Source organism: Rhodospirillum centenum SW, assembly GCF_000016185.1.
Lineage (GTDB): Bacteria > Pseudomonadota > Alphaproteobacteria > Azospirillales > Azospirillaceae > Rhodocista > Rhodocista centena.
Window position 1 is genome coordinate 1,209,063 of sequence record NC_011420.2, and the last position, 22,253, is coordinate 1,231,315.

Here is a 22,253-nt window from a genome sequence, read left to right on the forward strand (position 1 = left end):
GCAGGTTGTGATGCTCCGGACAGATGTTGTGCGGTCGACCCTGGTGGGGATGCGGCTGCCGGCCCGGTCGATGATGGCGCTGGCGGGTATCCTGCTGTTGTCGGCCTGCGCGACCCGGGCGCCGGCCCCGCCACCGGCCCAGAGCGGCCCCGCCGCCGTTCCGGGCGGCACCTACAAGGTGGGTGACCCGTACCAGATCAACGGAGTCTGGTATTATCCGGCGGTTGATTACACCTACAATCAGACCGGCGTCGCCTCCTGGTACGGCCCAGGATTCCACACCCGGGCGACCGCCAACGGCGAGAACTACAACGAGAACGAACTGACCGCCGCGCACCAGACCCTGCCGATGCCCAGTCTGGTGCGCGTGACGAACCTGGAGAACGGCCGCTCCATCGTCGTCCGCATCAACGATCGTGGCCCCTTCGTTCCGGGCCGCATCATCGACATGTCCCGCCGCGGCGCGCAGCTCCTGGGTTTCGAGCAGCAGGGCACGGCGAAGGTGCGGGTGCAGATCCTGGCCGATGAGAGCCGCGCCATCGCGGCGGCGGCCCAGTCGGGCCGCGTGCAGGTCGCCAGCGATGGCGGTCCCGTGCCCAAGGCGTCGCCCCGTCCCTCTGTCCAGGTGGAGGGGGAAGCCCTGCCGCCGCAGCAGGAGCGCCCGGCGGGCCGTCCGGCGCCGGTGCCGACCGGCGTTCCCGGCCGCACGGCGGAGGATGGCCGCTTCCTGCCGGCGCCGGTGGTCGAGCAGCGGCCGGTCTCCGGACCGCAGCGCCTCTGGGTCCAGGCCGGTGCCTTCACCATCTATGACAACGCGAACCGGCTGCGGGCGAAGCTGTCCCGCATCGGGCCGACCTTGATCTCTACCGCCATGGTCGGGAATACGGAGTTCTTCCGGGTCCGTGTCGGTCCGCTGCCGACCGTGGAGCGCGCCGACGCGGTGCTTGCCCAGGTTATCGCGGATGGCAGCAATGCGGCCCGCGTCATCGTGGAGTAGGGCAGGACGGCGCCACATTTCCGTCCCACCCTCCGATCTAGGGTGTCCCGCCGCATCGCGGCGGACCGTTTTCCGCTTTCCGGGCTGAAGAGATGGATTTCTCCCCTTCGACTCCCACCGATCAGGCCTTTTCCGGTCAGGCTCGCCATTTCCTCGGCAGCGCGGTCGATGCCGCGCGCCGTCTGGCCGCCATCGCGGTCCTGACCCTGGTCGGCACGATCCTGCCGGCCCAGGCTGCGACCATCGACACGATCGCCCGGGAGGCGATCCTGATCGACACCAGCACCGGCACGGTCCTGTTCGAGAAGAACGCCGACGAGCGGACGCCGACCTCGTCGATGAGCAAGGTCATGACCATGTACATGGTCTTCGACCGCATCCGCTCCGGCCGCCTGTCGCTGGACGACACCCTGCCCGTCAGCGAGAACGCCTGGCGGATGCAGGGCTCCAAGATGTGGGTCGAGCTGGGCAACAGTATCCGGGTCGAAGATCTGATCCGAGGCGTCATCATCCAGTCGGGCAACGACGCCTGCATCGTTCTCGCCGAAGGCCTCTCCGGCAGCGAACCCGCCTTCGCCGCCGACATGACCCGGAAGGCCCATGAGATGGGCATGACGGCCAGCAACTTCATGAACGCCTCGGGCTGGCCCGATCCCGACCATTATTCGACGGCGCGCGATCTTGCGACCCTGGCGCAGCGCCTGATCAAGGATTTCCCCGAGTTCCTGCACTACTACTCGGAAAAGGAATTCACCTATCACGGTATCAAGCAGGGCAACCGCAACCCGCTGCTCTACCGCAACATGGGCGTGGACGGGCTGAAGACCGGCCATACGGAGAGTGCCGGTTACGGCCTGATCGCCACGGGCGAGCGCGACGGCCGCCGTCTGGTGCTGGTGGTCAACGGTCTTCCCAACATGCAGGCCCGCGCCGACGAATCCGCCCGCCTGCTTGAATGGGGCTGGCGCGAGTTCACCAGCGTCGCCCTGTTCAAGGCCGGTGAGATGATCGACACCCTGCCCGTCTGGCTCGGGGCGGCGGAGACGGTGCCGGCCGTCCTGGACCAGGAACTGAAGATCACCCTGACCCGTGCGCAGCAGCGCAATCTCAAGGTCACGCTTCTGAGCGACGGGCCGGTCGCGGCTCCGGTGCCGAAGGGCACGCGCATCGGCACTCTGCGCATCGAGGCACCCGATTTCACGACCCAGGAAATCCCTGTTCTTGCCGGCGCGGATGTCGAACGCATGGGCTTCTTCGGCCGGCTGCTGGCGGCCGCCCGTCAGGTCGTCGGCGGCGGTTCCTGAGGCTGACGTCATGGCAGGCAGCAGCCCCGGCGCTCCCCCCGATCCGCCCTGCGGAGACCTGCCGTGAGCCGTCCGGAGGATGGCGGGGACGATCCCTTCGCGCCCCGCCGTAATCCCCATCTGGTGGGACATGAGCAGGCGGAACGGCTGCTGCTGGAAAGCTGGACCTCCGGCCGCATGCATCATGCCTGGCTGATCGGTGGTCCCCCCGGCATCGGCAAGGCCACGCTGGCCTTCCGCATGGCCCGGTTCGTGCTGAAGCAGGGGACGGGCGGAAACGACGCCGCCCTGTTCGGCGCACCGCCGCCGCCGGTGACCCTCGCCGTGGACACGGAGCATCCGGTCGCCCGACGGATCGCCGCCGGCGGTCATGCCGACCTGCTGACCGTGCAGCGGACCTGGGACGAGAAGCGCAAGCGGTTCAAGCGCGACCTGCCGGTGGACGAGGTCCGCCGCATCGCCCCCTTCCTGCGCCTGACGTCGGCGGAAGGGGGCTGGCGCGTCGTCGTCGTGGACGGGGCCGACCAGATGAACCTCAGCGGCCAGAACGCGCTGCTGAAGATCCTGGAGGAACCGCCGGCCCGGTCGCTGATCCTGATGGCGGCGGACAATGTCGGCAGCCTGCTGCCGACCATCCGTTCACGCTCACGCAAGCTGATGCTGGAGCCGCTGCCCGAGGCGACGGTCGTCGGCCTGCTGGGCCGCTATGCGCCGGAGCTGGACCGGGAGGCGCAGACGGCCCTTGCCCGTCTGGCCGAGGGCAGCATCGGCCGCGCGCTCGACCTGCACCATGCGGGCGGTCTGGATCTCTACCGCCAGATGCTGGGCCTGCTGGAGACGCTGCCCCGGCTGGATGTGCTGGCCGCCTACGGCTTCATCGACAAGGTGCTGCGCGGCAATGACGACGCTGCCTGGAGCGCGGTGACGGACCTGCTGGTCTGGTGGCTGGGGCGGCTGGCCCGCACGACGGCGCGGGGCCAGCTTCCGGGCGAGGTGGTGGCGGGCGAGGGGCCGCTGATCGCCCGTCTGGTGGAGCCCGCCCGTCGGGACGGCGGTCTTGATCGCTGGGTGGAGGTGTGGGAGAACACGACCCGCCTGTTCGCCCGGGCGGATTCCGCCAACCTGGACCGCCGGCAGGTCCTGCTCAACGCGCTGCTGTCGATCGAGACGGCCGCGGCCTGAGCCGCCCGCCGCACAGGGGATCGGCCGCCGGCCCGGGCTCCCGTTCCGTCCGCCGGAGAAAAGCCATGACCGGGCGCACGCCCTATTATCTCACGACGCCGATCTACTACGTGAACGACGCGCCCCACATCGGGCACGCCTACACGACGGTGGCGTGCGATGTGATGGCCCGCTTCAAGCGGCTGGACGGGTTCGACGTCAAGTTCCTGACCGGCACGGACGAGCACGGCCAGAAGGTGCAGAAGTCCGCCGAACTGGCCGGCATCACGCCGAAGCAGATGGCCGACCGCAATTCGGAGAATTTCCGTGAGCTGGCCCGGCTGCTGAACGTCAGCAACGACGACTTCATCCGCACCACCGAGCCGCGCCATGTCACGGCGGTCCAGGCCCTCTGGCAGCGCCTGCAGGAGAGCGGCGACGTCTACCTGGGCAGCTATTCCGGCTGGTACTCGGTCCGCGACGAGGCCTATTTCGGTGAGGACGAACTGGTCGAGCGCGACGGCAGGCGCTTCGCCCCGACCGGCGCCCCGGTCGAATGGGTGGAGGAGCCGAGCTACTTCTTCCGCCTGTCGGCCTGGCAGGAGCGGCTGCTGGAGCTTTACGAGTCCCGCCCCGACTTCATCCTGCCCGCCGGCAAGCGCAGCGAGGTGGTGAGCTTCGTCCGCGGCGGCCTGCGCGACCTCTCGATCAGCCGGACGACCTTCGACTGGGGCATCCCCGTTCCGGGCGACGAGAAGCATGTGATGTATGTCTGGCTGGACGCCCTGACCAACTACATCACGGCCATCGGCTATCCGGAGACGGGTGAGGGCACGCTCTACGGCCGCTTCTGGCCGGCCGATCTGCACATGGTCGGCAAGGACATCCTGCGCTTCCATGCCGTCTACTGGCCGGCCTTCCTGATGGCCGCCGGGCTGGAACCGCCGCGGCGCGTCTTCGCCCATGGCTGGTGGACGGTGGAAGGCGAGAAGATGTCCAAGTCGCTGGGCAACGTCGTGAAGCCGGAAGAGCTGATCGGCACCTACGGCCTGGACCAGACCCGCTATTTCCTGATGCGGGAGATTCCGTTCGGCAACGACGGCGACTTCTCCCGCCGGGCCATGGTGCAGCGGATCAACGGCGAGCTGGCCAACGACTACGGCAATCTGGTGCAGCGCGTGCTGTCCATGGTGCAGCGCTACTGCGAAGGCCGCCTGCCGGAGCCCGCAGCGTTCGGAGAGCCCGACAACCGCCTGCTGGATGCCGCCAAGGGGCTGCTGCCCGCCGTCCGGGCAGAGCTGGACCAGCAGGCGTTCCACAAGGCGCTGGACACCATCTGGCAGGTGGTGGGCGATGCCAACCGCTATGTCGATGAGCAGGCGCCCTGGTCGCTGCGCAAGACGGACACGGTGCGGCTGGGTACGGTGCTCTACACGCTGGCGGAGACGATCCGGCGGGTGGCGCTGCTGACGCAGCCCTTCATGCCCGAAACCTCCGCCCGCATCCTGGACCAGCTCGTCGTGGCGGCCGACGCCCGCAGCTTCGCGGATTTCGACACCGTCCTTGCGGCCGGCGTCCAGCTTCCGCCGCCGCAGCCGGCGTTCCCGCGCTATGTGGAGCCGGACGCGGCCGGGAAGGGAGCCGTCTGATGCTGGTGGACAGTCACTGTCACCTGGACTTTCCCGACTTCCAGGAGGAGCGGGACCAGGTGGTGCAGCGGGCGCGGGAGGCGGGCGTCGGGCTGATGCTGACGATCTGCACCCATGCCAGCCGGTTCGAGCAGGTCTGGGCCGTGGCCCAGGCCTACCCGACTGTCTACTGCACCCTGGGCATCCATCCGCACCATGCCCTGGACGAGGCCACCCACAGCGACGTGGCCCATCTGGTCGCGCTGGCCGGCCGGCCCAAGGTGGCCGGGATCGGCGAGACGGGGTTGGACTACTACTACGACCAGAGCCCGCGCGACGTGCAGCAGGAGAGCTTCCGGCGGCATATCCGCGTCTGTCTGGAGACGGGCCTGCCGCTGATCGTCCATACCCGGGATGCAGAAGAGGACACGATCCGAATCCTGCGGGAAGAGGGGGCGGGGAAGGGGCTGAAGGGCCTGCTGCACTGCTTCAGTTCGTCCCGCCGGCTGGCGGAAGAGGCACTGGAGTTCGGCTTCCACATCTCCTTCAGCGGCATCGTCACCTTCAAGAAGTCGGAGGATCTGCGCGAGATCGCGCGGATGGTGCCGCTGGACCGGATGCTGGTGGAAACCGACGCGCCGTACCTGGCGCCGGTGCCGCTGCGCGGCAAGCGCAACGAGCCGGCCTTCACCGTCCATACCGCCCGCCTGCTGGCGGAGGTGAAGGGCGTGTCCTACGACGCGCTGGCGACCGCCACGACGGCCAACTTCCTGAACCTGTTCGACCGCGTGCCGGCCGACGCCCTGGCGGGATGACGCCATGCAGGTGACCATCCTCGGCTGCGGGGGCTCCTCGGGCGTGCCGCTGATCGGCAATGTCTGGGGCCGGTGCGACCCGTCGAACCCGAAGAACCGCCGCCGCCGGCCGTCCATCCTGGTGGAGAGCGGCGCCACGCGGGTGCTGGTCGATACCACGCCGGACCTGCGGGAACAGTTGATCGATGCCGGCGTGCAGTACCTGGACGGCGTGCTGTTCACGCATGCCCATGCCGACCACTGCCACGGTATCGACGACCTGCGGGCCATGAACTGGCTGATGCGCCGGACCATCGATGTCTGGGGCGACGCGGACACGCTGGCGCAACTGCATGCGCGCTTCGCCTACTGCTTCCAGCCGCATCCGGAATCGGAGTTCTACGCGCGTCCGGCGCTTCGCTCGCACCGGGCGGACGGACCGTTCCGCATCGGCTCGCTGGAGATCGAGCCCTTCGTTCAGGATCACGGCCTGTCGTCCAGCCTGGGCTTCCGCTTCGGCCGCTTCGCCTATTCGACGGACGTGGTGCGGCTGGACGAGGCGGCCTTCCGGGTGCTGGAAGGGGTGGAGACCTGGATCGTGGACTGCGTGCGCATCGAGCCGCCGCATCCGGTCCATGCGCATCTGGCGGTCACGCTGTCCTGGATCGAACGGCTGAAGCCCAAGCGCGCGATCCTGACCCACATGAACCACATGATGGATTACGAGACCCTGCGCGCGATCCTGCCGCCGGGCGTCGAGCCCGGCTACGACGGCATGGTGATCGAGGTCGGACCGTAGGAATACGGGGCTGGTCCTTCCGAGGACCTACTCCCAGCGGTTCGCCAGCGCGCGCCGCAGATCGGCGGGAGACACGGGCTTGTGCAGTAGCCGCAGGTCGCGGCTGCGGGCATCGCGCAGGATATCCGGCGCGGTGTCTCCCGTCAGCAGCAGGGCGGGGATCGGATGGCCGGCCGCGCGGCGCACCCCGTCGATCGCCGCGAACCCGGTTTCGCCCCTACGCAGCCGGTAATCGGCGATAATCAGGTCGGGCAGGGTGGTGCTTCCGCGCAGCTTCTCCACCGCTTCGAGGCCGGAGCTGGCGGATAGGGTGCGCGCGCCCCAGCGTTCCAGCATGGCGACCAGCCCCATCAGGACAAGGGCATCGTCGTCGATTACCAGCACAAGGCGCCACGGCTGCGGTGCGTCCGGTTCCGGTAGGGGCGGTGCGGCCATGGCCGGCGCCGCGGCGAGCGGCACGGCGACGGCAAAGGTCGAGCCGCGTCCCAGTTCGGAGCGGACACTGACCGGGTGGGCCAGCAGCTCGGAGATGCGGCGGACGATGGCGAGGCCGAGCCCGAGCCCCTGTTCCCGGTCGCGCGCGCTGTTGTCGACCTGGACATACTCTTCGAAGATTTCGCGCTGCTTCTCAGCAGGGATGCCGATGCCCGTGTCGGTGACCTGGATCAGCAGGTGCCCGCCCCGGCGCCGACAGCCGACGAGCACGCGGCCCCGCCGGGTATAGCGCAGAGCGTTCTCAACATAGTTGCGCAGGATGCGCGCCAGCAGCGCAGCGTCCGAGTGCACCACCGCCGAGCACGACACCACCCGGAGGTCCAGTTTCTGCTGTAGGGCCCGGTCCCTGTAGCTGGCGGCGATGTCGTTCAGGAGATCGCTGACGCGGATGTCCCGTCTGCTGACCGCGACGATGCCCGCGTCGAGCTTCGAAACGTCGAGCATCGCGTCCAGGAGCACCTTCATCGCCGCCAGTGCCCGCCCGAGATTATCGACCGTCTCCCGCTCCGGCGGGCCGAGGGAGCCGGCGGCTAGTTTGCCGGTAAGCAGAAACAGGCTTTGCAGCGGCTGCCGCAGGTCGTGGCTGGCCGCCGCTAAGACGTGGGACTTGGAGCGGTTCGCCTGTTCGGCCGCCGCCTGGGCGGCGGCGGCGGCGGCGGTCGCGGCGCTCAGGGCTTCCAGGCGGGTACGCGCGTCGTATTGTCGTCGCCGGCTCCGCAGGGCCGTCTGCACGACGGCGATCAGAGTGGTCGGGTGGAAGGGACGCTCCAGGAAGGTAACGTTGCGGAGCAGGTCCATCAGGTCGAGCGCCTGCCGGCTCCGCTCCGGCCCGCCGCCCTGGCGGGTCAGCAGGATGATGGGGAAATCCGACCACGAGGGCTGCGCCTCCAGCCAAGCGGACAGCGACCGGATATCGCCACCCTTGAACACCTCCTCTGTGATCACGGCGGCACCGGCGCCACAGGCCAGTTCCAACAGCAGATCCGACAGGTCCCGGCAGGATTGTCCCAGAATCCCCGCGTCCGCGAGGATGGACTCGGCCACGTGCGCGTCCCGGCCGGCTGGCGCCAGGATCAACACCCTTTCATCCTGGGGCGCGGAGGGCATCAGCTCTCATCCGGCATCAGGCGCACTTCCGGGTCCGGTGTAGGAGGGCTCGCCCGACAGGATGTCCTGGAAGCCAGGGATCGGCTCGCCGATGCGGAAGCCGGAAGGCGTGATCCGGTACTCGCGGATGGTGTCCTCGTGCGGACCGGCGCGCTTCTTGACCACCGACAAGGCGCGACAAACACGCCCGTCGCGCTCGAAATACCGCATCAGGATCACGGTATCCGCAAGATAGGTGAGGTCCACTGACGACGCGGTTTCGGCCAGCAGGCCATGCTGGGCGACGGTCAGGAAGGTCGAGGCGCCCCGACGGTTGAGGAACGTCACGAGTTCATGCATGTGCAACAGCAGGAAGGTTTGCTCGGGCATGGCCGCCTGATAGCCGTTAAGGCTGTCCACAACCACTGTCCGGACGTTCCGGTCTTCCACGGCTTGGCGGACCTTGTGGGCGAACTCGCCGGGCGAAAGTTCCGCCGCGTCCACCGCCTCCAGCAGCAGGAAACCGTCCCGTTGCAGCCTGTCCAGGTCAATGCCCAAGCCCTGGGCGCGGGTGACCAGCAGGCCGGCTTCCTCGTCAAACACGAACATGGCACTGCGTTCACCGCGGGCGGCCGCGGCCCTGATGAACTGCAAGGCCAGCAGGGACTTGCCCGTGCCGGACGGGCCCAGCAACAGGGTGCTCGTGCCCTGCTCGATGCCGCCGCCCAGCAGCGCGTCGAGAGCCGCCTCACCGCTGCCCTGACGGTCGCGGGCGAACGCGTGGTGGTGCTCCGCCGCGATCAGGCGCGGGAACACCCGGACACCGCCGCCGACGATGGTGAAGTCATGGAAGCCGCCGCGGAAAGCCCGTCCCCGGTATTTGACGACCCTCAGGCGCCGCCGCTCCGCCCCGTACAGCGGCGTGACCCCCTCCAGGCGGATCACCCCATGGGCGACGCTGTGGACGGTCTTGTCCTGGACCTCGGCGGTCAGGTCGTCGAGCAGCAGGACGGTGCTGCCAGAAACCGTGAAATGATGCTTCAAGGCCAGGATCTGCCGGCGATAGCGAAGGGAACTCTGCGCCAGAAGTCGGATCTCCGACAGGCTGTCGAGGACGATGCGGGCAGGCCGGATACGGGCGATGGCCTCAAGGATCAACCGGGTTGTTTCGACCAGTTCCAGATCGGCAGCGTAGACCAGGCTCTGATGCGCAGCGTCCTCCAGGGCCTCGGGCGGGATCAGTTCGAAGATCGTGATCGCTTCCGGAAGGGTCCAGCCGTGCGACGCGGCGCAGTCGCGGAGTTCCTCTTCGGTCTCTGAAAGCGTGATGTAGAGGCACCTCTCGCCCCGGGCCGCCCCTTCCAACAGGAATTGCAGCGCGACAGTCGTCTTGCCCGTCCCAGGATGCCCCTCCAGCAGATAGAGGCGCTGGCGGACAAGGCCGCCGGCCAGAACGTCGTCCAGGCCGCGGATACCGAACCGGGCAATTTCTCCCATTGAAACAACCGATCTTCTGTTTCGTTGGAAGGGGCACCACATTGTAGCCTGCACCCTGTGCAGAACTCTACCAAACCCTGGGGGCTGCGCCAACGTAGCGTCGGAATCGATCGCCTCTGAATCGCGGGCGCCCTCGCGTTAAGAAGGTCTCGCCAGTACGGCCTGATTACTCGAAAGGGCTTCCACCGGACGCGTATCGTCGCAAAGACCGACCTGACTGTCCTGCGGGTGCCAGAGCCGGGTCAGAAATCATTGAGACAGGGTTGGTCCTGACTTGATTTTCCATAAGATAGATTATCAGGCTAACATCTGCAGATGCGGAGACGGCCTGCCGGGCCGTCTCCGGTGGGAACCTGTCCGCTGAAGCGGATCGGTCAGAAGGTGAAGCTGCCCTTCAGCCAGAAGCTCCGGCCGGGTTCGTTGACCCGGGTGGTCTGGACATAGCCGTCTCCGGCCAGGCTCGGCGTGCCGGCCCGGCTCAGGAATTCGGCGTAGGTCCGGTCGAACAGGTTGTCGATGCCGGCGGTCAGGGTCACCCCGTCGGTCGGCCGCCAGCCGGCGGACACGGAGACGACGGCAAAGCCCCCGGAGGGTCCGACATCAATCCCGGCGATGTTGCCCCAGCCGATGTCCACCCGGTCCTGCGATGCGACCAGCCGGGTCAGCAGACTGCCCAGGAAGGTCCCGTCGTCATAGTCCAGGGCCAGCGTCGCCTCCAGCGGCGGCATCTGGGCCAGGGCCGTGTCCTCCGTGCGGTTCTCCCCGCGCACATAGGCCAGCGTCGCTGCGGCGCGCCAGTCCCCGGTGATGGCGTAGCCCAGTTCCGCCTCCCCTCCCCAGGTCCGGGCGTCGATGTTCTTGCCGGTGCTGGCGGACAGCAGGATGTAGTCGTCGATCCGGTTGGCGAACAGCGAGACGGAACCCTCCCAGCGGCCGGCGCGGTAGAGGGCGCCGGTGTCGATCTGCGTCGTCTTCTCCGGGGCCAGCGAGAACAGCCGGGTCCGCTCCCAGTAGTCGGGCGCCCGCTCGGTATGGCCGAGACCGGCATAGAGCGTCCAGGCCGCCCCGGCCGCCTGCTCGACCCGGGCGAAGCCGGTGTGCAGCCAGTCGGTGTCCGCGGCCGCAGCGGCGCGTCCGCGCTGCTCCGCCCGGGTCCGGTTGAGGCGGTAGCCCGCCGCCAGCCGGCGGTCGGCGTCGATCTGGTAGCCGGCCTCCACGAAGCCGCCCCAGGTCTCGAAGACCAGATCGGCCAGCCGCGGCTTGTCGCGGTAATCGACGCCCGCGGCGTACTCGGCGGCACTCAGGCTGCGGACGGTGTGCCGGTCATGGTTGCCGTCCACACCCACCGAGACGGTCAGCCCCTCCGCCGGTTTCAGGTCCACCGCGGCGCGCCCGCCATAGCCCTCCCGGTCCGGATTGCTGAGCGCGGCCATCATGCCGCCCGTCCAGCGGCGCAGGCTGAACCTGTCCATGACATGGTCGATGTAGTCGTAGAAGGCGCTGGCCTCGACCCTGTCCACCAGGGGCGTCAGGCCGTCGCGGACGAAACGCAGGCGATGGGAGGTGCGGTCGAACTCGGCACCGTCCATCATCCGGTCGGCATAGGCGGCTTCGGCCCGGCTGATCTCGCTGGAGGCCTCCAGCAGGGTGTCGGCGTCCGGCGTCCAGCCGGCGACCAGCGTGCCGCTGTAGCGGTTGTAGCGGGAATGGACGTCGTTGCCCTCCCCGTCCTCGTAATCGTCGCTGTGGGCGCGGGTTCCGATGGCCCGGAGATAGCCCTCCGGCGCCCCGGCGGTGACGTCCAGCATCTGGTCGTTGCGCCCGAAGCTGCCCCCCAGCAGGCTGGCGTCGCCCCGCACGCCGGGTTCCGTGAAACGGTCCGTCGTGCGCTCGATCAGGACGGCGGCGCCGGACAGACCGCCGCCGTAGCGCACGGACTGCGGCCCCTTCAGCACCGTGATGCTGTCGAAGGACTCGGGAAAGACATAGGCGGTGGGCGGGTCCATCCGCATGTTGCAGCCGCCCAGCAGCGGCGCCCCGTCGATCAGCAGGCCCAGGCGCGAGCCGGACTGGCCGCGGAAGACCGGATCGCCCCCGGTGCCGCCCTTACGGATCATGGAGAAGCCGGGGATGGACTTCAGATAGCCGGCGCCGTCGTTCGGGGGAACCGGCAGGCGGGGCTGCTTCGGGTCGGTCTCCACCCGCAGCGGGCTGGAGGTTCCGGGCGCGGTGACGACCACCGGGCGCAGCACCAGGGTCGTCGCCTCTCCGGCCAGGGCGGGGGGAGCGGATGAGCACAGCAGAAGGCACGCGGCGACGCGCGCCGACAGGATATGGCGGGACATGATCGGGTCCGTTGTACGGGGGCATGACCCCGGGACCGCGCCGGACCGTGAAGGCCGGGCGGGACTCGGGGAATGACAAGACCTCGGGGGTCGGTCAGCCCGCCGGCGGCGCCCGCGCCTGCCAGGCAAAGGCCAGCGTGCCACGGGGGGCAAGGCCGGGCCGTTCGTAGCCGCCCTGGATTTCCGGAAGCGACGGCAATCCGGGCGGCAGCGCCACGGGCGGAACGGACAGCCCGGCGGCCAGAAGGCCCAGCGGGCAGTGGCGCTTGACGGTGCCGCCGCCCTCCGATGCGTCGATGTCCAGCGGCAGGCCCGTGCGGGCATCGACCGCCACGAGGGCCGGCCCGTCCACGGTGCAGATGGGCGTCAGGATGCCGACGCTCATGGCGGGGGCGTAGTACGCCCACACGACCATGTTCAGCAGCAGGGCCAGGGCGGCCAAGAAGGCGCTGCCCAGCGCCAGCCGGTGCAACGCTCCTGACGGTCCCTGTCTGCGTCCGTTTCCTCCCATGGGCGGGAATCTAGAAAGGAGACAGAACGGGAGCAACCGGCATCCGCCGGCCCGGACCGGTCCTATCCCGAAGGAGAGCCCGAGGTTCCGAACGGGCCACGGGAAACCTCCGCGGCCGCCGCAGGTTTTCCCTTCGCGGTTCGGATCGCGGGGCCTCGCGGTGGGGACCCGGCCACGCTCAAGAGCGCCCGGTCTTCGCCGGGGCGGGAGTAAGCACCATGTCCATCATCGTCTGGATCATCCTGGGCCTGATCGCCGGCTGGATCGCCAGCAAGATCATGCACGGCAGCGGCTCCGGCTTCGTGGTGAACCTCGTGCTGGGGATCGTCGGGGCGTTCGTCGGCGGCATCGTGTTCCGGATGATCGGGGGCGCCGGCGTCACCGGCCTGAACATCTGGAGCATCCTGGTCGCCGTCGTGGGCGCGGTCCTCGTGCTCTGGATCTACAACGCGGTCGCGGGCCGCCGTCGGGCGGCGCCACGCCTCTGACCCGGCCGCGCCCCCGGGCCGTGGTGGCGCGGGGAGCCGTCAGCGCAGGGCGTTGGCGATCAGGTAGGCGGCGTAGTCGGCCGTTTTCAGCTTGATGTCCGCCCGCTCGTCCTCCCCCGCCAGCGCCCGGGCGACGACAATGTGGTTGGTGACGTGCGTGGGCGAGACCTTGAAGACGCCCTGCGTCCCCTTCAGCCGGGGATAGTAGGTCGGATCGACCATCTTGTCCTTGCGGGAGAGGCGTTCGATCGCCGCCTCCTCCGTCAGGTCGCTGGCATCCTGCTTCCTGACGATGGTCCAGTCCGTCTCTCCCGCCCAGCCGCGGGCGGCGACCTCTGCCGGATCCTCGTCCGTGACGCCGACCTTGAAGACATGCTTGCTGAGGCCGACATCCGACGCCCAGTCGCTGAGTTTCGCGCTGCGGGCCACGTAGATCACGCCCATGGCGGCTCCCTTCCCCTCTCTTGAACGGTCTTCCGCAGATACCGCCGGCCGCGGCCGCCCGCAAGGGCGCGGACCCCGGGGCGTTGCCGCAGGAGGGAGGTGGATGCCGGTTCCGCGGGGCCGGCATGGGCAAAAAGCCGTTGGCAGCAGACGGGCGTATGAATAATAACCTCAAAGACCGTGTGATTTACGCCGGTGCCGCCAAGGCTTCCGGCACCGGAACAAGGGGTTGTGCGGGCGGTGGTCCGGATATGAACGACAAGAAGTATGTGCGGGCCTGCTCCATCACCCGTGCGCTGGACGTCATCGGCGACCACGCGGCCCTGCTGATCCTTGAGTGCGCCTTTCTGGGTGTCCGCAAGTTCGACGCCTTCCAGCGCCGGACCGGCCTGCTCCGGCCGCTGCTCAGCAACCGTCTGAAGCAGCTCGTCGAAAGCGGGCTGCTGACGAAGGTGGCCTATTGCGAGCGGCCGCTGCGCTACGAATACCGGCTGACGGAGAAGGGCCGCGGGCTCTATCCCGCCGCGCTCATGATGGTGCGCTGGGAGCGTCGCTGGGCGCCGCTGCCGCGCCGGACCGAGCTGCGCCTGGTCCATGCCCTCTGTGGCTGCGAAGCCGATCCGGTTCCCGTCTGCACCGCCTGCGGCGGGGAGATCGACGCCCGCGAGGTCGAATGGCGGGAGGGGCCGGGCGTTGGGCTGGTGCTGCCGCACTACGACCGTCGACGCCGCCAGACCCGGATGCCGGAAGGCGACGCGGCCCTGCTACTGGACACCGTGCTGCGCGTCGTCGGCGACCGCTGGTCGTCGCTGATCCTGCGGTCGGGCTTCATGGGCCTGACGCGGTATGACGAGATCCGCGAAGAGACGCAGATCGCCACGAACATCCTGGCCGACCGGCTGCGTTGGCTCTGCGCCCATGGCTTCCTGGTGAAACGGACCTACCAGGAAAGCCCCAGCCGGCACGAATACCGGCTGACGGAGAAGGCGCGCGACCTCTATCCGGTTCTCACGATGCTGTTGCAGTGGGGCGATCGCTGGTACGCCTCCCCCGAGGGGCCGCCGATCCTGCTGACGCACCGCCGCTGCGGTGCGCCGCTGGAGCCGGCGGTCGTCTGCTCCGTCTGCAAGGAGCCGCTGCACATCGACCAGGTGCGGTTCGAGATGCTGAACGAGGCCGGTTCCCTCCCGGGGATGGCGCAGGCCGCCGCCTTCTGACGGGACTGCGGCCGGGCCGGTCCTCGCGGCCGGTCAGGCGACGCGGGAGCGCAGTTCGGCGACGAACCCCTCGATCTCCTGTTCCAGCGTGCCGGCGTGGCGGACCAGCAGGTCCGCCGCCTGCTCCACCCGCTCCGCCCCGTCCAGGGTGCGGCCGGCGCGGCTGGCGACCTCCGACATGCGGTCCTGGACCTCGCCGGTACCCCGGGCCGCCTGCTCGGTGTTCAGGCTGACCTCGCGGATGGCGGCCGTCTGCTGTTCCACCGCCGTTGCGATGGCCGTGGAATTGCCCTGGACGGCGCCCATGATCCGGCCGATCCGCCCGATGGCGGCGACGGCTGCCGCGACCTCGTCCTGCAACGCTTTGATCTGGGCCGCGATCTCGCCGGTGGCCCGACCCGACTGGGTGGCGAGGTTCTTCACCTCGCCGGCGACGACGGCGAAGCCCTTGCCCGCCTCCCCTGCCCGCGCCGCCTCGATCGTGGCATTCAGCGCCAGCAGGTTCGTCTGGGCCGCGATGGCGCCGATCAGGGTGACGACTTCCCCGATCTTCTCGGCGGAGGCGGACAGGGCGTTGATGGCGCCGACCGTCCGCTCCGCCTCCGAGGCGGCCTCGTTGACGACCGTGCGGGAGCTGGCGATCTGGCGGCCGATCTCGTCTGCCGATGCGCTCAGCTCGGTCGCGGCGGCGGCCACCGTCTGCACATTGCTGCCCGTCCGGGCCGATACGGTCGCCGCGGCCGCGCTCTCCTCGCTGGTGCCGCGCGCTTCCTGCTCCATGCCGGCGGCCGTCTGGTGCAGCACGCCGATGGCCTCGACCATGGCGCCCATCACCCGCTTGACCCGCGTCTCGACCTGGGAGGACAGATCCGTCAGCTCCTGCCGGCGCTCGGCATCGGCCCGCGCCCGCTCCGCCAGCCGCTCCTGCCGCAGCCGTTCCGTCTCGATCAGGTTCCGGCGGAAGATCGCGGCGGTGCGGGCGATGTCCCCGACCTCGTCGCGCCGGTCCTGGTACGGGATATCGGTGGTCGTATCGTTCCGGGCCAGGGCGTCCAGCGCCTGCTTCAGCCGCAGCAGCGGCCGGGTCAGGCTGCGTGCGACCAGGGTGGACAGGACCAGCATGACCGCGAGGCTGACCAGGGTCGCCTGGATCACCGAGACCTTCACCGCGCTCAGGAGCTGGAAGAAGTCGCTCTGCTTCTCCCCCACGAACAGGATCCCGACGACCGTGCCGTCGGCGCCGCGGATCGGATCGTAGGCGACGAAATAGGGCTCGCCCAGGATGTCGGCGGTGCCGTGGTAGCGCTCCCCCCGGACCAGGACCGCCTCGTACACGGGCCCTTTCGCCAGGGACGTGCCGACCGCCCGGCTGCCGTCGGCCTTCTTGACGTTCGTGGTGACCCGCAGGTCACCCTGGAAGATCGTGGCGACGCCCCCGACCAGGGACTGGACCTCGTCCACGACATCATGGTTCCCGTTCAGACGGACGCCCCCGGCATAGAGGGCTCCGTCGTGGACGCTGAATGCGTCGCCGGCATCCCGGAGGGTTTCCCAGGCCACCCTGAGCTTCATCTCCTGGTCCCTGACGGCCCGCTGTCTCTGGTTCTCCGTCATCACGTTCAACGCGGTCACGGTGAGCACGATGGCCAGCAGCGTCATCGACGTGACGACCAGCAGCACGATCCGTCCCGTGATCCTGACCGCCGGCAGCCTGCCAGGCCCTGTGGCGCCCGATGCGGAGGTTGTTGACTTCATAAGTATGTTTCTTCCTGCGATACGCATGCCTGCTTCCTGGAGGAAGACGATAAGCGGATGATCATCCAAAGGATGAATCAAAAAAGCATTAACCTTGTCGAGAGGAAGGGTATCCGGCTCCACCCGTTCCGACCGGCGCCGTTCCGGGCCGGCCGCTCTACCGCTTCCCGTCGGCCCTGCCCCGCGTCCGGGTCGTGACAGCCGTCGCGGGCGCCGGATCGCTTCCGCACAACTTTCATCGGAGGTCGTAACGAAGACCTTCACGAACCGGTCATGCTTTGGTGTTAATGTGGAAAACCGCTCTACCGTGATGGTTAATCAGCGATGCCGGCCATGCCCCTTCCGAGCGTCTCCGGTTCCCCCGGGTTGAACTGGGACCAGGCGGTGGAGGGCATCTGGCACGGCTTCCAGCCCATCGTTCACATGCGCACCGGGCGCTGCCATGGCTATGAGGCCCTGGCGCGGGGCTGGGACGCGCTGGGCTTCGAGAGCCCCCAGGACTTCTTCAACGCCGCCGATGCCGACGGCGCCCTGACCGGGGTGGAGTCACGGCTGATGGACAAGGCCGCCGCCACCTTCAAGCGGCTGGTCGGCACCGCGGCGGCGAAGCTCTTCCTGAACGTCGATCCGCGGCTGGAGGGGGCCGTGCCGCTGGTCACGGCGATCGGGCAGCGCTACGGCGTCCCCATCGTGCATGAGATTTCCGAACTGGACACAACGGCCGTGGGGGAGCGGCTGGAGGCGGCGGTCGAGCAGTACCGGCGGCGCGACATCGGCATCGCGCTCGATGATTTCGGGGTCGGCTTCGGCGGCATGAAGCTGCTGTACGAGGCGCAGCCCGCCTATGTGAAGATCGACCGCTTCTTCATCGCCGGGATCGACCGCGACCTGCGCAAGCGCGCCATCGTGCGGGCGCTGGTCAGCTACGCCCAGACCCAGGGCGTGAAGACCATTGCGGAAGGGGTGGAGACGGCGGCCGAATTCTATGTCTGCCGCGATGCCGGGTGCGACTTCGCCCAGGGCTTCCTGCTCGGCCGGCCGCAGACCTATTCGGACACCCTGCCCTTCCTGAACGACGTGGTGCTCCAGCTCAACCAGCAGGACCGGCGCGCGCCCGCCATGGCGCGCCAGCGCCTGTCGGAGCTGCTGGAGCGCATCCCGCCGATCAACATCAACGCACCCCGTTCCCTGCTGCTGGAGCTGTTCGCCCACCCCTCCACCCCCTCGACCCTGCCGGTGGTGGGCAAGAGCGGGGCGCCGCGCGGCCTGATCCGCGAGCGCGATCTGAAGCCCTTCATCTATTCCCGTTACGGCACGGACCTGCTGCGTAACAAGGTGGCCGGCAGCCGTCTGGACGAGTTCGTCGTGCCCTGCGCCGTCTGCGACATCGGCACGCCCATCGACCGCGTGATCGAAGCCTTCTCCGAGGACAGCGACGCCGACGGCGTCATCATCGTGGAAGGGGGCGAATATGCGGGCTTCCTCTCCAGCCGGTCGCTCCTGAAGCTGGTGAACGAGCGCCGACTGGCGGCGGCGGCGGACCAGAACCCCCTCACCCGCCTGCCGGGCAACAACGCCATCAGCGAGGTGATCGAAGGGGCGATCGCCGACCTGACCCGGCCGCACTGCCTTGCCTACATCGACTTCGACAACTTCAAGCCGTTCAACGACCATTTCGGATTCCGCCAGGGCGACCGGGCGATCCTGATGTTCAGCGACCGGCTGAAGGTGCTGGCCTCCCGGCACGGCGGTTTCGCCGGCCATATCGGCGGCGACGATTTCGTCCTGGTCCTGACGGGCGCGGAGGAAGCCGCCGCACTGGCGGATGTGGAGACCCTGCTGTCGATGTTCCGCCTGGATGCGGAGAGCCTCTATCCCATGGACCTGCGCCACCAGGGCTGGTTCGAGGGCAAGGACCGCGACGGCCACATGCGCCGCTTTCCCTTGCTGACCGCCAGCGCCGTCGTTCTGTTCCTGCCGCCCGGCCGGAACGAGGGCATGAGCGTGGACCATGTCGTCCGTCTGGTGGCCGGCCACAAGTCCGCCGCCAAGGCGCACCCGTCCCGGATCGTCTGCGCCCGGGTCTGATCCGGCCGTCCCGATCCGCCTGGACGGCGGCGACGCGATTGCCGCTTGACCCTGCGCCCGGGTCTGCGACCCTCGCTCCCCGGAATTGCCGGAGAAACGGGGTAGCGCATGCGGCGGAGCAACGGTGTCATCGCGGTCGGGGTCCTGGGGGCGGCGCTGCTGGCCGCGGCAGCGCCGTCGGCGCGGGCGGAGACGCTGACGGTGGAACGGCTGGTGGCCAGCCCCTCCCTCTCCGGTCCGCAGCCGGGGGCGGTGCATTTCTCGCCGGACGGGCGCTGGGTCACCTATCTGAAGCCCAGCGCTGCCGACGCCTCCCGCCGTGACCTCTGGGGATACGAGCTGGCGACCGGCCGGCAGACCCTGCTGGTCGATGCCGGAGAGTTCGCTGCCGCCACGGAATCGGAGGAGGAACGCGCCCGACGCGAGCGCCAGCGCATCCGCGAGACGGGCGTCACCGAGTATGTCTGGGACGCGGCCGGCAAGGCAGTCGTGCTGCCGTCGTCGGGCGACATCTACCTGAAGGAGCTGGCGGGACCGATCCGCCGCCTGACCCGGACACCGGAGGCGGAGACGGACCCGAAGGTCTCCCCCGACGGGCGCCGCATCGCCTATGTCCGGGGCGGGAACCTCTACGTCCTCGACCTCGCGGGCGGGGCGGAGACGGCGCTGACCACGGACGGCGCCGACGGCATCCTGAACGGCATGGCCGAGTTCGTCGCCCAGGAGGAGATGGACCGCGACACCGGCTACTGGTGGTCGCCCGACGGCAGCCGCATCGCCTACGCCAGGGTGGACGAGCGCGCCGTGCCCCTGGTCAACCGCTACGACTACGGGGCCGACGGGGTGAAGGTGGTGCCGCAGCGCTATCCCTTCGCCGGCGGCCCGAACGCGGTCGTCCGCCTCTTCGTGCAGGCGGTGGCGGGCGGGCCGCCGGTGGCGGTCGATCTCGGCCCCTCCGAGGACATCTATCTGGCGCGGGTGGACTGGCGGCCCGACGGCGGGCTGGCCGTACAGCGGCTGAGCCGGGACCACAAGCGCCTGGACCTGCTGTTCGCGGACCCGGCGACGGGCGTCTCCAGGGTGGTCCTGTCCGAGACCGGGAAGACCTGGGTGGACGTCCATTCCGACCTGCGGTTCCTGCCGGACGGGCGCTTCGTCTGGTCCTCGGCCGCGGACGGTTTCCGCCACCTCTTCCTGCACGGGGCCGACGGCCGGCGGCTGAACGCCATCACCCGCGGCGACTGGGATGCCGACGCGGTGGTCGGCCTGGACACGGAAGCCGGGAGGGTCCTCTTCACCGGCTTCGCCGACGGTCCGCTGGAGCGGCATGTCTATGCCGCCGCACTGGACGGGTCGGACGCGGCGAAGCCGCGCCGGCTCAGCGGGCTTGCCGGCTGGCACGCGGCGGAACTGGCGAAGACCGGCGGGATCTGGCTGGACACGGCCTCGGCTCCCGACCAGCCGCCGCAGCTTTCCCTGCGCGACCGTCAGGGCCGGCTGATCGGCTGGCTGGAGGAGAACCGGATCGCCGAGGGGCATCCCTACCGGCCCTATGCCGATGCCCACATCGCCCCGGACTTCGGGACCCTGACGGCGGCCGACGGTTCGCTTCTCTCCTGGATGATGCTGAAGCCCCCGGCGGCGACGGCACAGAAGCCGGCGCCGGCGATCGTCGTCACCTATGGCGGGCCGGGCGTGCCCCAGCTCGCGGCCCGGCGCTGGAGCGGCACGGCCCTGCTGATGCAGGTCATGGCCCAGCAGGGCTATGTGGTCTTCGTCCTGGACAACCGCGGCACCGCCAACCGCGGCAAGGCGTTCGAGGACCAGATCTACAAGGCGTTCGGCACGGTGGAGCCGGCCGACCAGGCGGCCGGCGCCGCCTACCTCAAGTCGCTGCCCTTCGTGCGCGGCGACCGCATCGGCATCTACGGCCACAGCTATGGCGGCTACAACACGCTGATGGCCCTGTTGCAGAAGCCGGAGATGTTCGCCGCCGGCGTCGCCGGCGCGCCCGTCACCGACTGGACGCTCTACGACACCTTCTACACCGAGCGCTTCATGGGCCTGCCCTCGGAGGACGGCGGTGCCGCCTACGCCCGCGCCAGCGTGCTGGAACAGGCGGACAAGCTGGCGCGGCCGCTCCTCTTGCTGCACGGGATGGCCGACGACAACGTCTTCCTGGACAACACCGTGCGGTTGGCCGCCCGGCTCCAGAAGGCGCGGAAGCCGTTCGAGATGATGCTCTATCCCGGCGAGCGCCACGGCTTCTTCGACCGCGACATGCGGGCCCATTCGTACAGGACGATGCTCGACTTCTTCGACCGGCACCTGAAGGGTGGCTGAGATCGGACCGGGTGGCGGCGGTCCTGTTCCGCCGCCACCGTGGCACTGCCCCACGGGAATCGCATTAGGGAAAGTTTTGTAGCGCGGTGTTGGGAAATGGATTCTGTATGTCGGCCCTGATTTATGGGAGGGGTCGATGGCTGGAATTTTTCGGATTTCGTTTCAAGGTCTTCCCGATCCGCGGACAGGGAATGCGCGGCGTCACGCTCTTCTGGATGTTCTGACGATTGCGTTGACGGCGTCGATCTGCGGGGCGGAAAGCTGCGTGGACTTTGCGACCTTCGCGCGGGACCGGCGGGCCTTGTTCGAGGAGTTCCTCGAGCTTCCCGGCGGGCTGCCCAGCCACGACACGTTTTCACGGGTATTCCGGCTTCTGGACCCGGTGGCGTTTTCCCGCTGTTTCCAGCAGTTCCTTGATCATCTGGGGGAGGATGGGGCCGGGGTCCTGGCCATTGACGGCAAGACGCTACGGCGCTCCTTCGACCGGGCGGCGGGGCGTTCGGCTCTACATGTGGTGAGCGCGTTTGCGTCCGGCGCGCGGATGATCGTGGGGCAGCGGGCGGTGGCCGCGGGCGAGAACGAGATCGTGGCGGCGCGGGCGTTGCTGGAACTGTTCGATCTCAAGGGTGTGCTGGTAACCGGTGACGCTCTGCACGCGCAGGAGCGGACGGCGCAGACCATCCTGGAGCGGGGCGGCGACTGGCTTTTTCCGCTGAAAGACAACCGCCCTGCGCTACGGGCCGAGGTTGAGCGCTACTTCGCGGACCCGGCAACGGTTCTGGCCGTGCCCCATGTCACCACCGATGCCGACCACGGTCGTATCGAGGTGCGCCGCCACTGGGTAAGCCACGACGTGGCCTGGCTCGCCTCCGACCGACGTTTCCCCGACGAGGCCGTACTGCCGGGCCTGAAGATCCTGGGCCTGGTCGAACGCACGGTCACGAGCCCCGACGGCCGCACTACCGCCACCCGAACCCTCTATCTCTCCTCCGCCGCGCTGGAGCCCAAGACGCTCGCCCGCGCCGTCCGCGCCCACTGGAGCATCGAGGCCGCCGTCCATTGGGTGCTCGACACCTCCTTCGACGAAGACCGCGCCCGTAACCGCAAGGACCATGGCCCGGAAAACCTCGCCACACTCCGAAAACTCGCACTCAACGTCGTCCGCTCCGCCAACAACCAGGATTCCATCCGCCTCCGCAGAAAACGCGCCGGATGGTCCGACGACTATGCCCGAACCATCCTCGGGCAAATGCGATAGCCGTGGGCACTGCCCCCGGACGGATTGACCCAGGTCATTGCGG

At 68.9% G+C, this 22,253-nt stretch carries 17 protein-coding genes; 11 read left to right on the forward strand and 6 right to left on the reverse strand.

Annotation, left to right across the window (positions count from 1 at the left end; all coding sequences use genetic code 11):
* Positions 1-28 precede the first annotated feature (28 nt).
* The 6 genes from RC1_RS05560 to RC1_RS05585 all read left to right on the forward strand — a co-directional run bounded on the left by RC1_RS05560 (position 29) and on the right by RC1_RS05585 (position 6,683).
* Complete coding sequence (locus RC1_RS05560) at positions 29-997, forward strand: septal ring lytic transglycosylase RlpA family protein (protein ID WP_234703832.1); 969 nt, start codon at positions 29-31, stop codon at positions 995-997.
* Between the two features lie 92 nt (positions 998-1,089).
* On the forward strand, positions 1,090-2,301 hold the full coding sequence (locus RC1_RS05565; protein WP_012566370.1) for a D-alanyl-D-alanine carboxypeptidase family protein: 1,212 nt from the start codon (positions 1,090-1,092) through the stop codon (positions 2,299-2,301).
* 63 nt (positions 2,302-2,364) lie between these two features.
* Positions 2,365-3,483, forward strand: coding sequence for a DNA polymerase III subunit delta' (locus RC1_RS05570; protein WP_012566371.1), 1,119 nt, complete (start codon positions 2,365-2,367; stop codon positions 3,481-3,483).
* A 65-nt stretch (positions 3,484-3,548) separates the two neighbouring features.
* A complete protein-coding gene (metG, locus tag RC1_RS05575; RefSeq protein ID WP_012566372.1) occupies positions 3,549-5,111 on the forward strand; it encodes a methionine--tRNA ligase in 1,563 nt (520 codons plus the stop codon).
* A complete protein-coding gene (locus RC1_RS05580; RefSeq protein WP_012566373.1) occupies positions 5,111-5,905 on the forward strand; it encodes a TatD family hydrolase in 795 nt (264 codons plus the stop codon). Before metG ends, RC1_RS05580 begins: the two co-directional genes overlap by 1 nt.
* Before the next feature lie 4 nt (positions 5,906-5,909).
* Positions 5,910-6,683, forward strand: coding sequence for an MBL fold metallo-hydrolase (locus RC1_RS05585; protein WP_012566374.1), 774 nt, complete (start codon positions 5,910-5,912; stop codon positions 6,681-6,683).
* Between the two features lie 27 nt (positions 6,684-6,710).
* On the opposite strand, the gene RC1_RS05590 is transcribed toward RC1_RS05585, so the two are convergent.
* The 4 genes from RC1_RS05590 to RC1_RS05605 form a co-directional block, all read right to left on the reverse strand.
* Positions 6,711-8,222 carry an ATP-binding response regulator gene (locus RC1_RS05590; protein WP_012566375.1) on the reverse strand — a complete coding sequence of 504 codons (1,512 nt, stop codon included), beginning with the start codon at positions 8,220-8,222 and terminating at the stop codon, positions 6,711-6,713.
* Between the two features lie 69 nt (positions 8,223-8,291).
* Positions 8,292-9,761: an ATPase domain-containing protein gene (locus RC1_RS05595; RefSeq protein WP_012566376.1), complete on the reverse strand. Its 1,470-nt coding sequence runs from the start codon at positions 9,759-9,761 to the stop codon at positions 8,292-8,294.
* Positions 9,762-10,135: 374 nt separating this feature from the next.
* Positions 10,136-12,106: a TonB-dependent copper receptor gene (locus tag RC1_RS05600; protein WP_012566377.1), complete on the reverse strand. Its 1,971-nt coding sequence runs from the start codon at positions 12,104-12,106 to the stop codon at positions 10,136-10,138.
* A 94-nt stretch (positions 12,107-12,200) separates the two neighbouring features.
* Complete coding sequence (locus RC1_RS05605; RefSeq protein ID WP_148213389.1) at positions 12,201-12,617, reverse strand: DUF2946 family protein; 417 nt, start codon at positions 12,615-12,617, stop codon at positions 12,201-12,203.
* 218 nt (positions 12,618-12,835) lie between these two features.
* Here RC1_RS05605 and RC1_RS05610 point away from each other — a divergent pair, with 218 nt between their 5' ends.
* Positions 12,836-13,105, forward strand: coding sequence for a GlsB/YeaQ/YmgE family stress response membrane protein (locus RC1_RS05610; protein ID WP_012566379.1), 270 nt, complete (start codon positions 12,836-12,838; stop codon positions 13,103-13,105).
* Positions 13,106-13,144: 39 nt separating this feature from the next.
* On the opposite strand, the gene RC1_RS05615 is transcribed toward RC1_RS05610, so the two are convergent.
* Positions 13,145-13,549 (reverse strand): hypothetical protein, encoded by a 405-nt coding sequence (locus RC1_RS05615; RefSeq protein WP_012566380.1) that lies wholly within the window; start codon positions 13,547-13,549, stop codon positions 13,145-13,147.
* Between the two features lie 251 nt (positions 13,550-13,800).
* Here RC1_RS05615 and RC1_RS05620 point away from each other — a divergent pair, with 251 nt between their 5' ends.
* Entirely contained in the window at positions 13,801-14,766 is a 966-nt protein-coding gene (locus RC1_RS05620; protein ID WP_012566381.1) for a winged helix-turn-helix transcriptional regulator, read from the forward strand.
* 33 nt (positions 14,767-14,799) lie between these two features.
* Here the strand turns inward: RC1_RS05620 and RC1_RS05625 are convergent, their stop codons facing one another.
* Positions 14,800-16,446: a methyl-accepting chemotaxis protein gene (locus tag RC1_RS05625; protein ID WP_049766653.1), complete on the reverse strand. Its 1,647-nt coding sequence runs from the start codon at positions 16,444-16,446 to the stop codon at positions 14,800-14,802.
* Positions 16,447-16,854: 408 nt separating this feature from the next.
* On the opposite strand from RC1_RS05625, the gene RC1_RS05630 reads away from it, so the two are divergent.
* From RC1_RS05630 to RC1_RS05640, 3 genes are all read left to right on the forward strand, one after another.
* A complete protein-coding gene (locus RC1_RS05630; protein WP_234703833.1) occupies positions 16,855-18,609 on the forward strand; it encodes a GGDEF domain-containing protein in 1,755 nt (584 codons plus the stop codon).
* A gap of 108 nt (positions 18,610-18,717) precedes the next feature.
* Positions 18,718-20,952: a S9 family peptidase gene (locus RC1_RS05635; protein ID WP_012566384.1), complete on the forward strand. Its 2,235-nt coding sequence runs from the start codon at positions 18,718-18,720 to the stop codon at positions 20,950-20,952.
* Positions 20,953-21,088: 136 nt separating this feature from the next.
* Positions 21,089-22,210 (forward strand): ISAs1 family transposase, encoded by a 1,122-nt coding sequence (locus RC1_RS05640; RefSeq protein ID WP_012565724.1) that lies wholly within the window; start codon positions 21,089-21,091, stop codon positions 22,208-22,210.
* Positions 22,211-22,253 lie beyond the last annotated feature (43 nt).

What these genes read in the sequence shown, in the direction of transcription:
- RC1_RS05600 (WP_012566377.1), bottom strand. Translation starts at nt 12,106, where the DNA reads ATGTCCCGCCATATCCTGTCGGCGCGCGTCGCCGCGTGCCTTCTGCTG.
- RC1_RS05630 (WP_234703833.1), top strand. Translation starts at nt 16,855, where the DNA reads ATGCCCCTTCCGAGCGTCTCCGGTTCCCCCGGGTTGAACTGGGACCAG.
- RC1_RS05565 (WP_012566370.1), top strand. Translation starts at nt 1,090, where the DNA reads ATGGATTTCTCCCCTTCGACTCCCACCGATCAGGCCTTTTCCGGTCAG.
- RC1_RS05635 (WP_012566384.1), top strand. Translation starts at nt 18,718, where the DNA reads ATGCGGCGGAGCAACGGTGTCATCGCGGTCGGGGTCCTGGGGGCGGCG.
- RC1_RS05595 (WP_012566376.1), bottom strand. Translation starts at nt 9,761, where the DNA reads ATGGGAGAAATTGCCCGGTTCGGTATCCGCGGCCTGGACGACGTTCTG.
- RC1_RS05580 (WP_012566373.1), top strand. Translation starts at nt 5,111, where the DNA reads ATGCTGGTGGACAGTCACTGTCACCTGGACTTTCCCGACTTCCAGGAG.
- metG (WP_012566372.1), top strand. Translation starts at nt 3,549, where the DNA reads ATGACCGGGCGCACGCCCTATTATCTCACGACGCCGATCTACTACGTG.
- RC1_RS05640 (WP_012565724.1), top strand. Translation starts at nt 21,089, where the DNA reads ATGGCTGGAATTTTTCGGATTTCGTTTCAAGGTCTTCCCGATCCGCGG.
- RC1_RS05585 (WP_012566374.1), top strand. Translation starts at nt 5,910, where the DNA reads ATGCAGGTGACCATCCTCGGCTGCGGGGGCTCCTCGGGCGTGCCGCTG.
- RC1_RS05610 (WP_012566379.1), top strand. Translation starts at nt 12,836, where the DNA reads ATGTCCATCATCGTCTGGATCATCCTGGGCCTGATCGCCGGCTGGATC.
- RC1_RS05615 (WP_012566380.1), bottom strand. Translation starts at nt 13,549, where the DNA reads ATGGGCGTGATCTACGTGGCCCGCAGCGCGAAACTCAGCGACTGGGCG.
- RC1_RS05605 (WP_148213389.1), bottom strand. Translation starts at nt 12,617, where the DNA reads ATGGGAGGAAACGGACGCAGACAGGGACCGTCAGGAGCGTTGCACCGG.
- RC1_RS05620 (WP_012566381.1), top strand. Translation starts at nt 13,801, where the DNA reads ATGAACGACAAGAAGTATGTGCGGGCCTGCTCCATCACCCGTGCGCTG.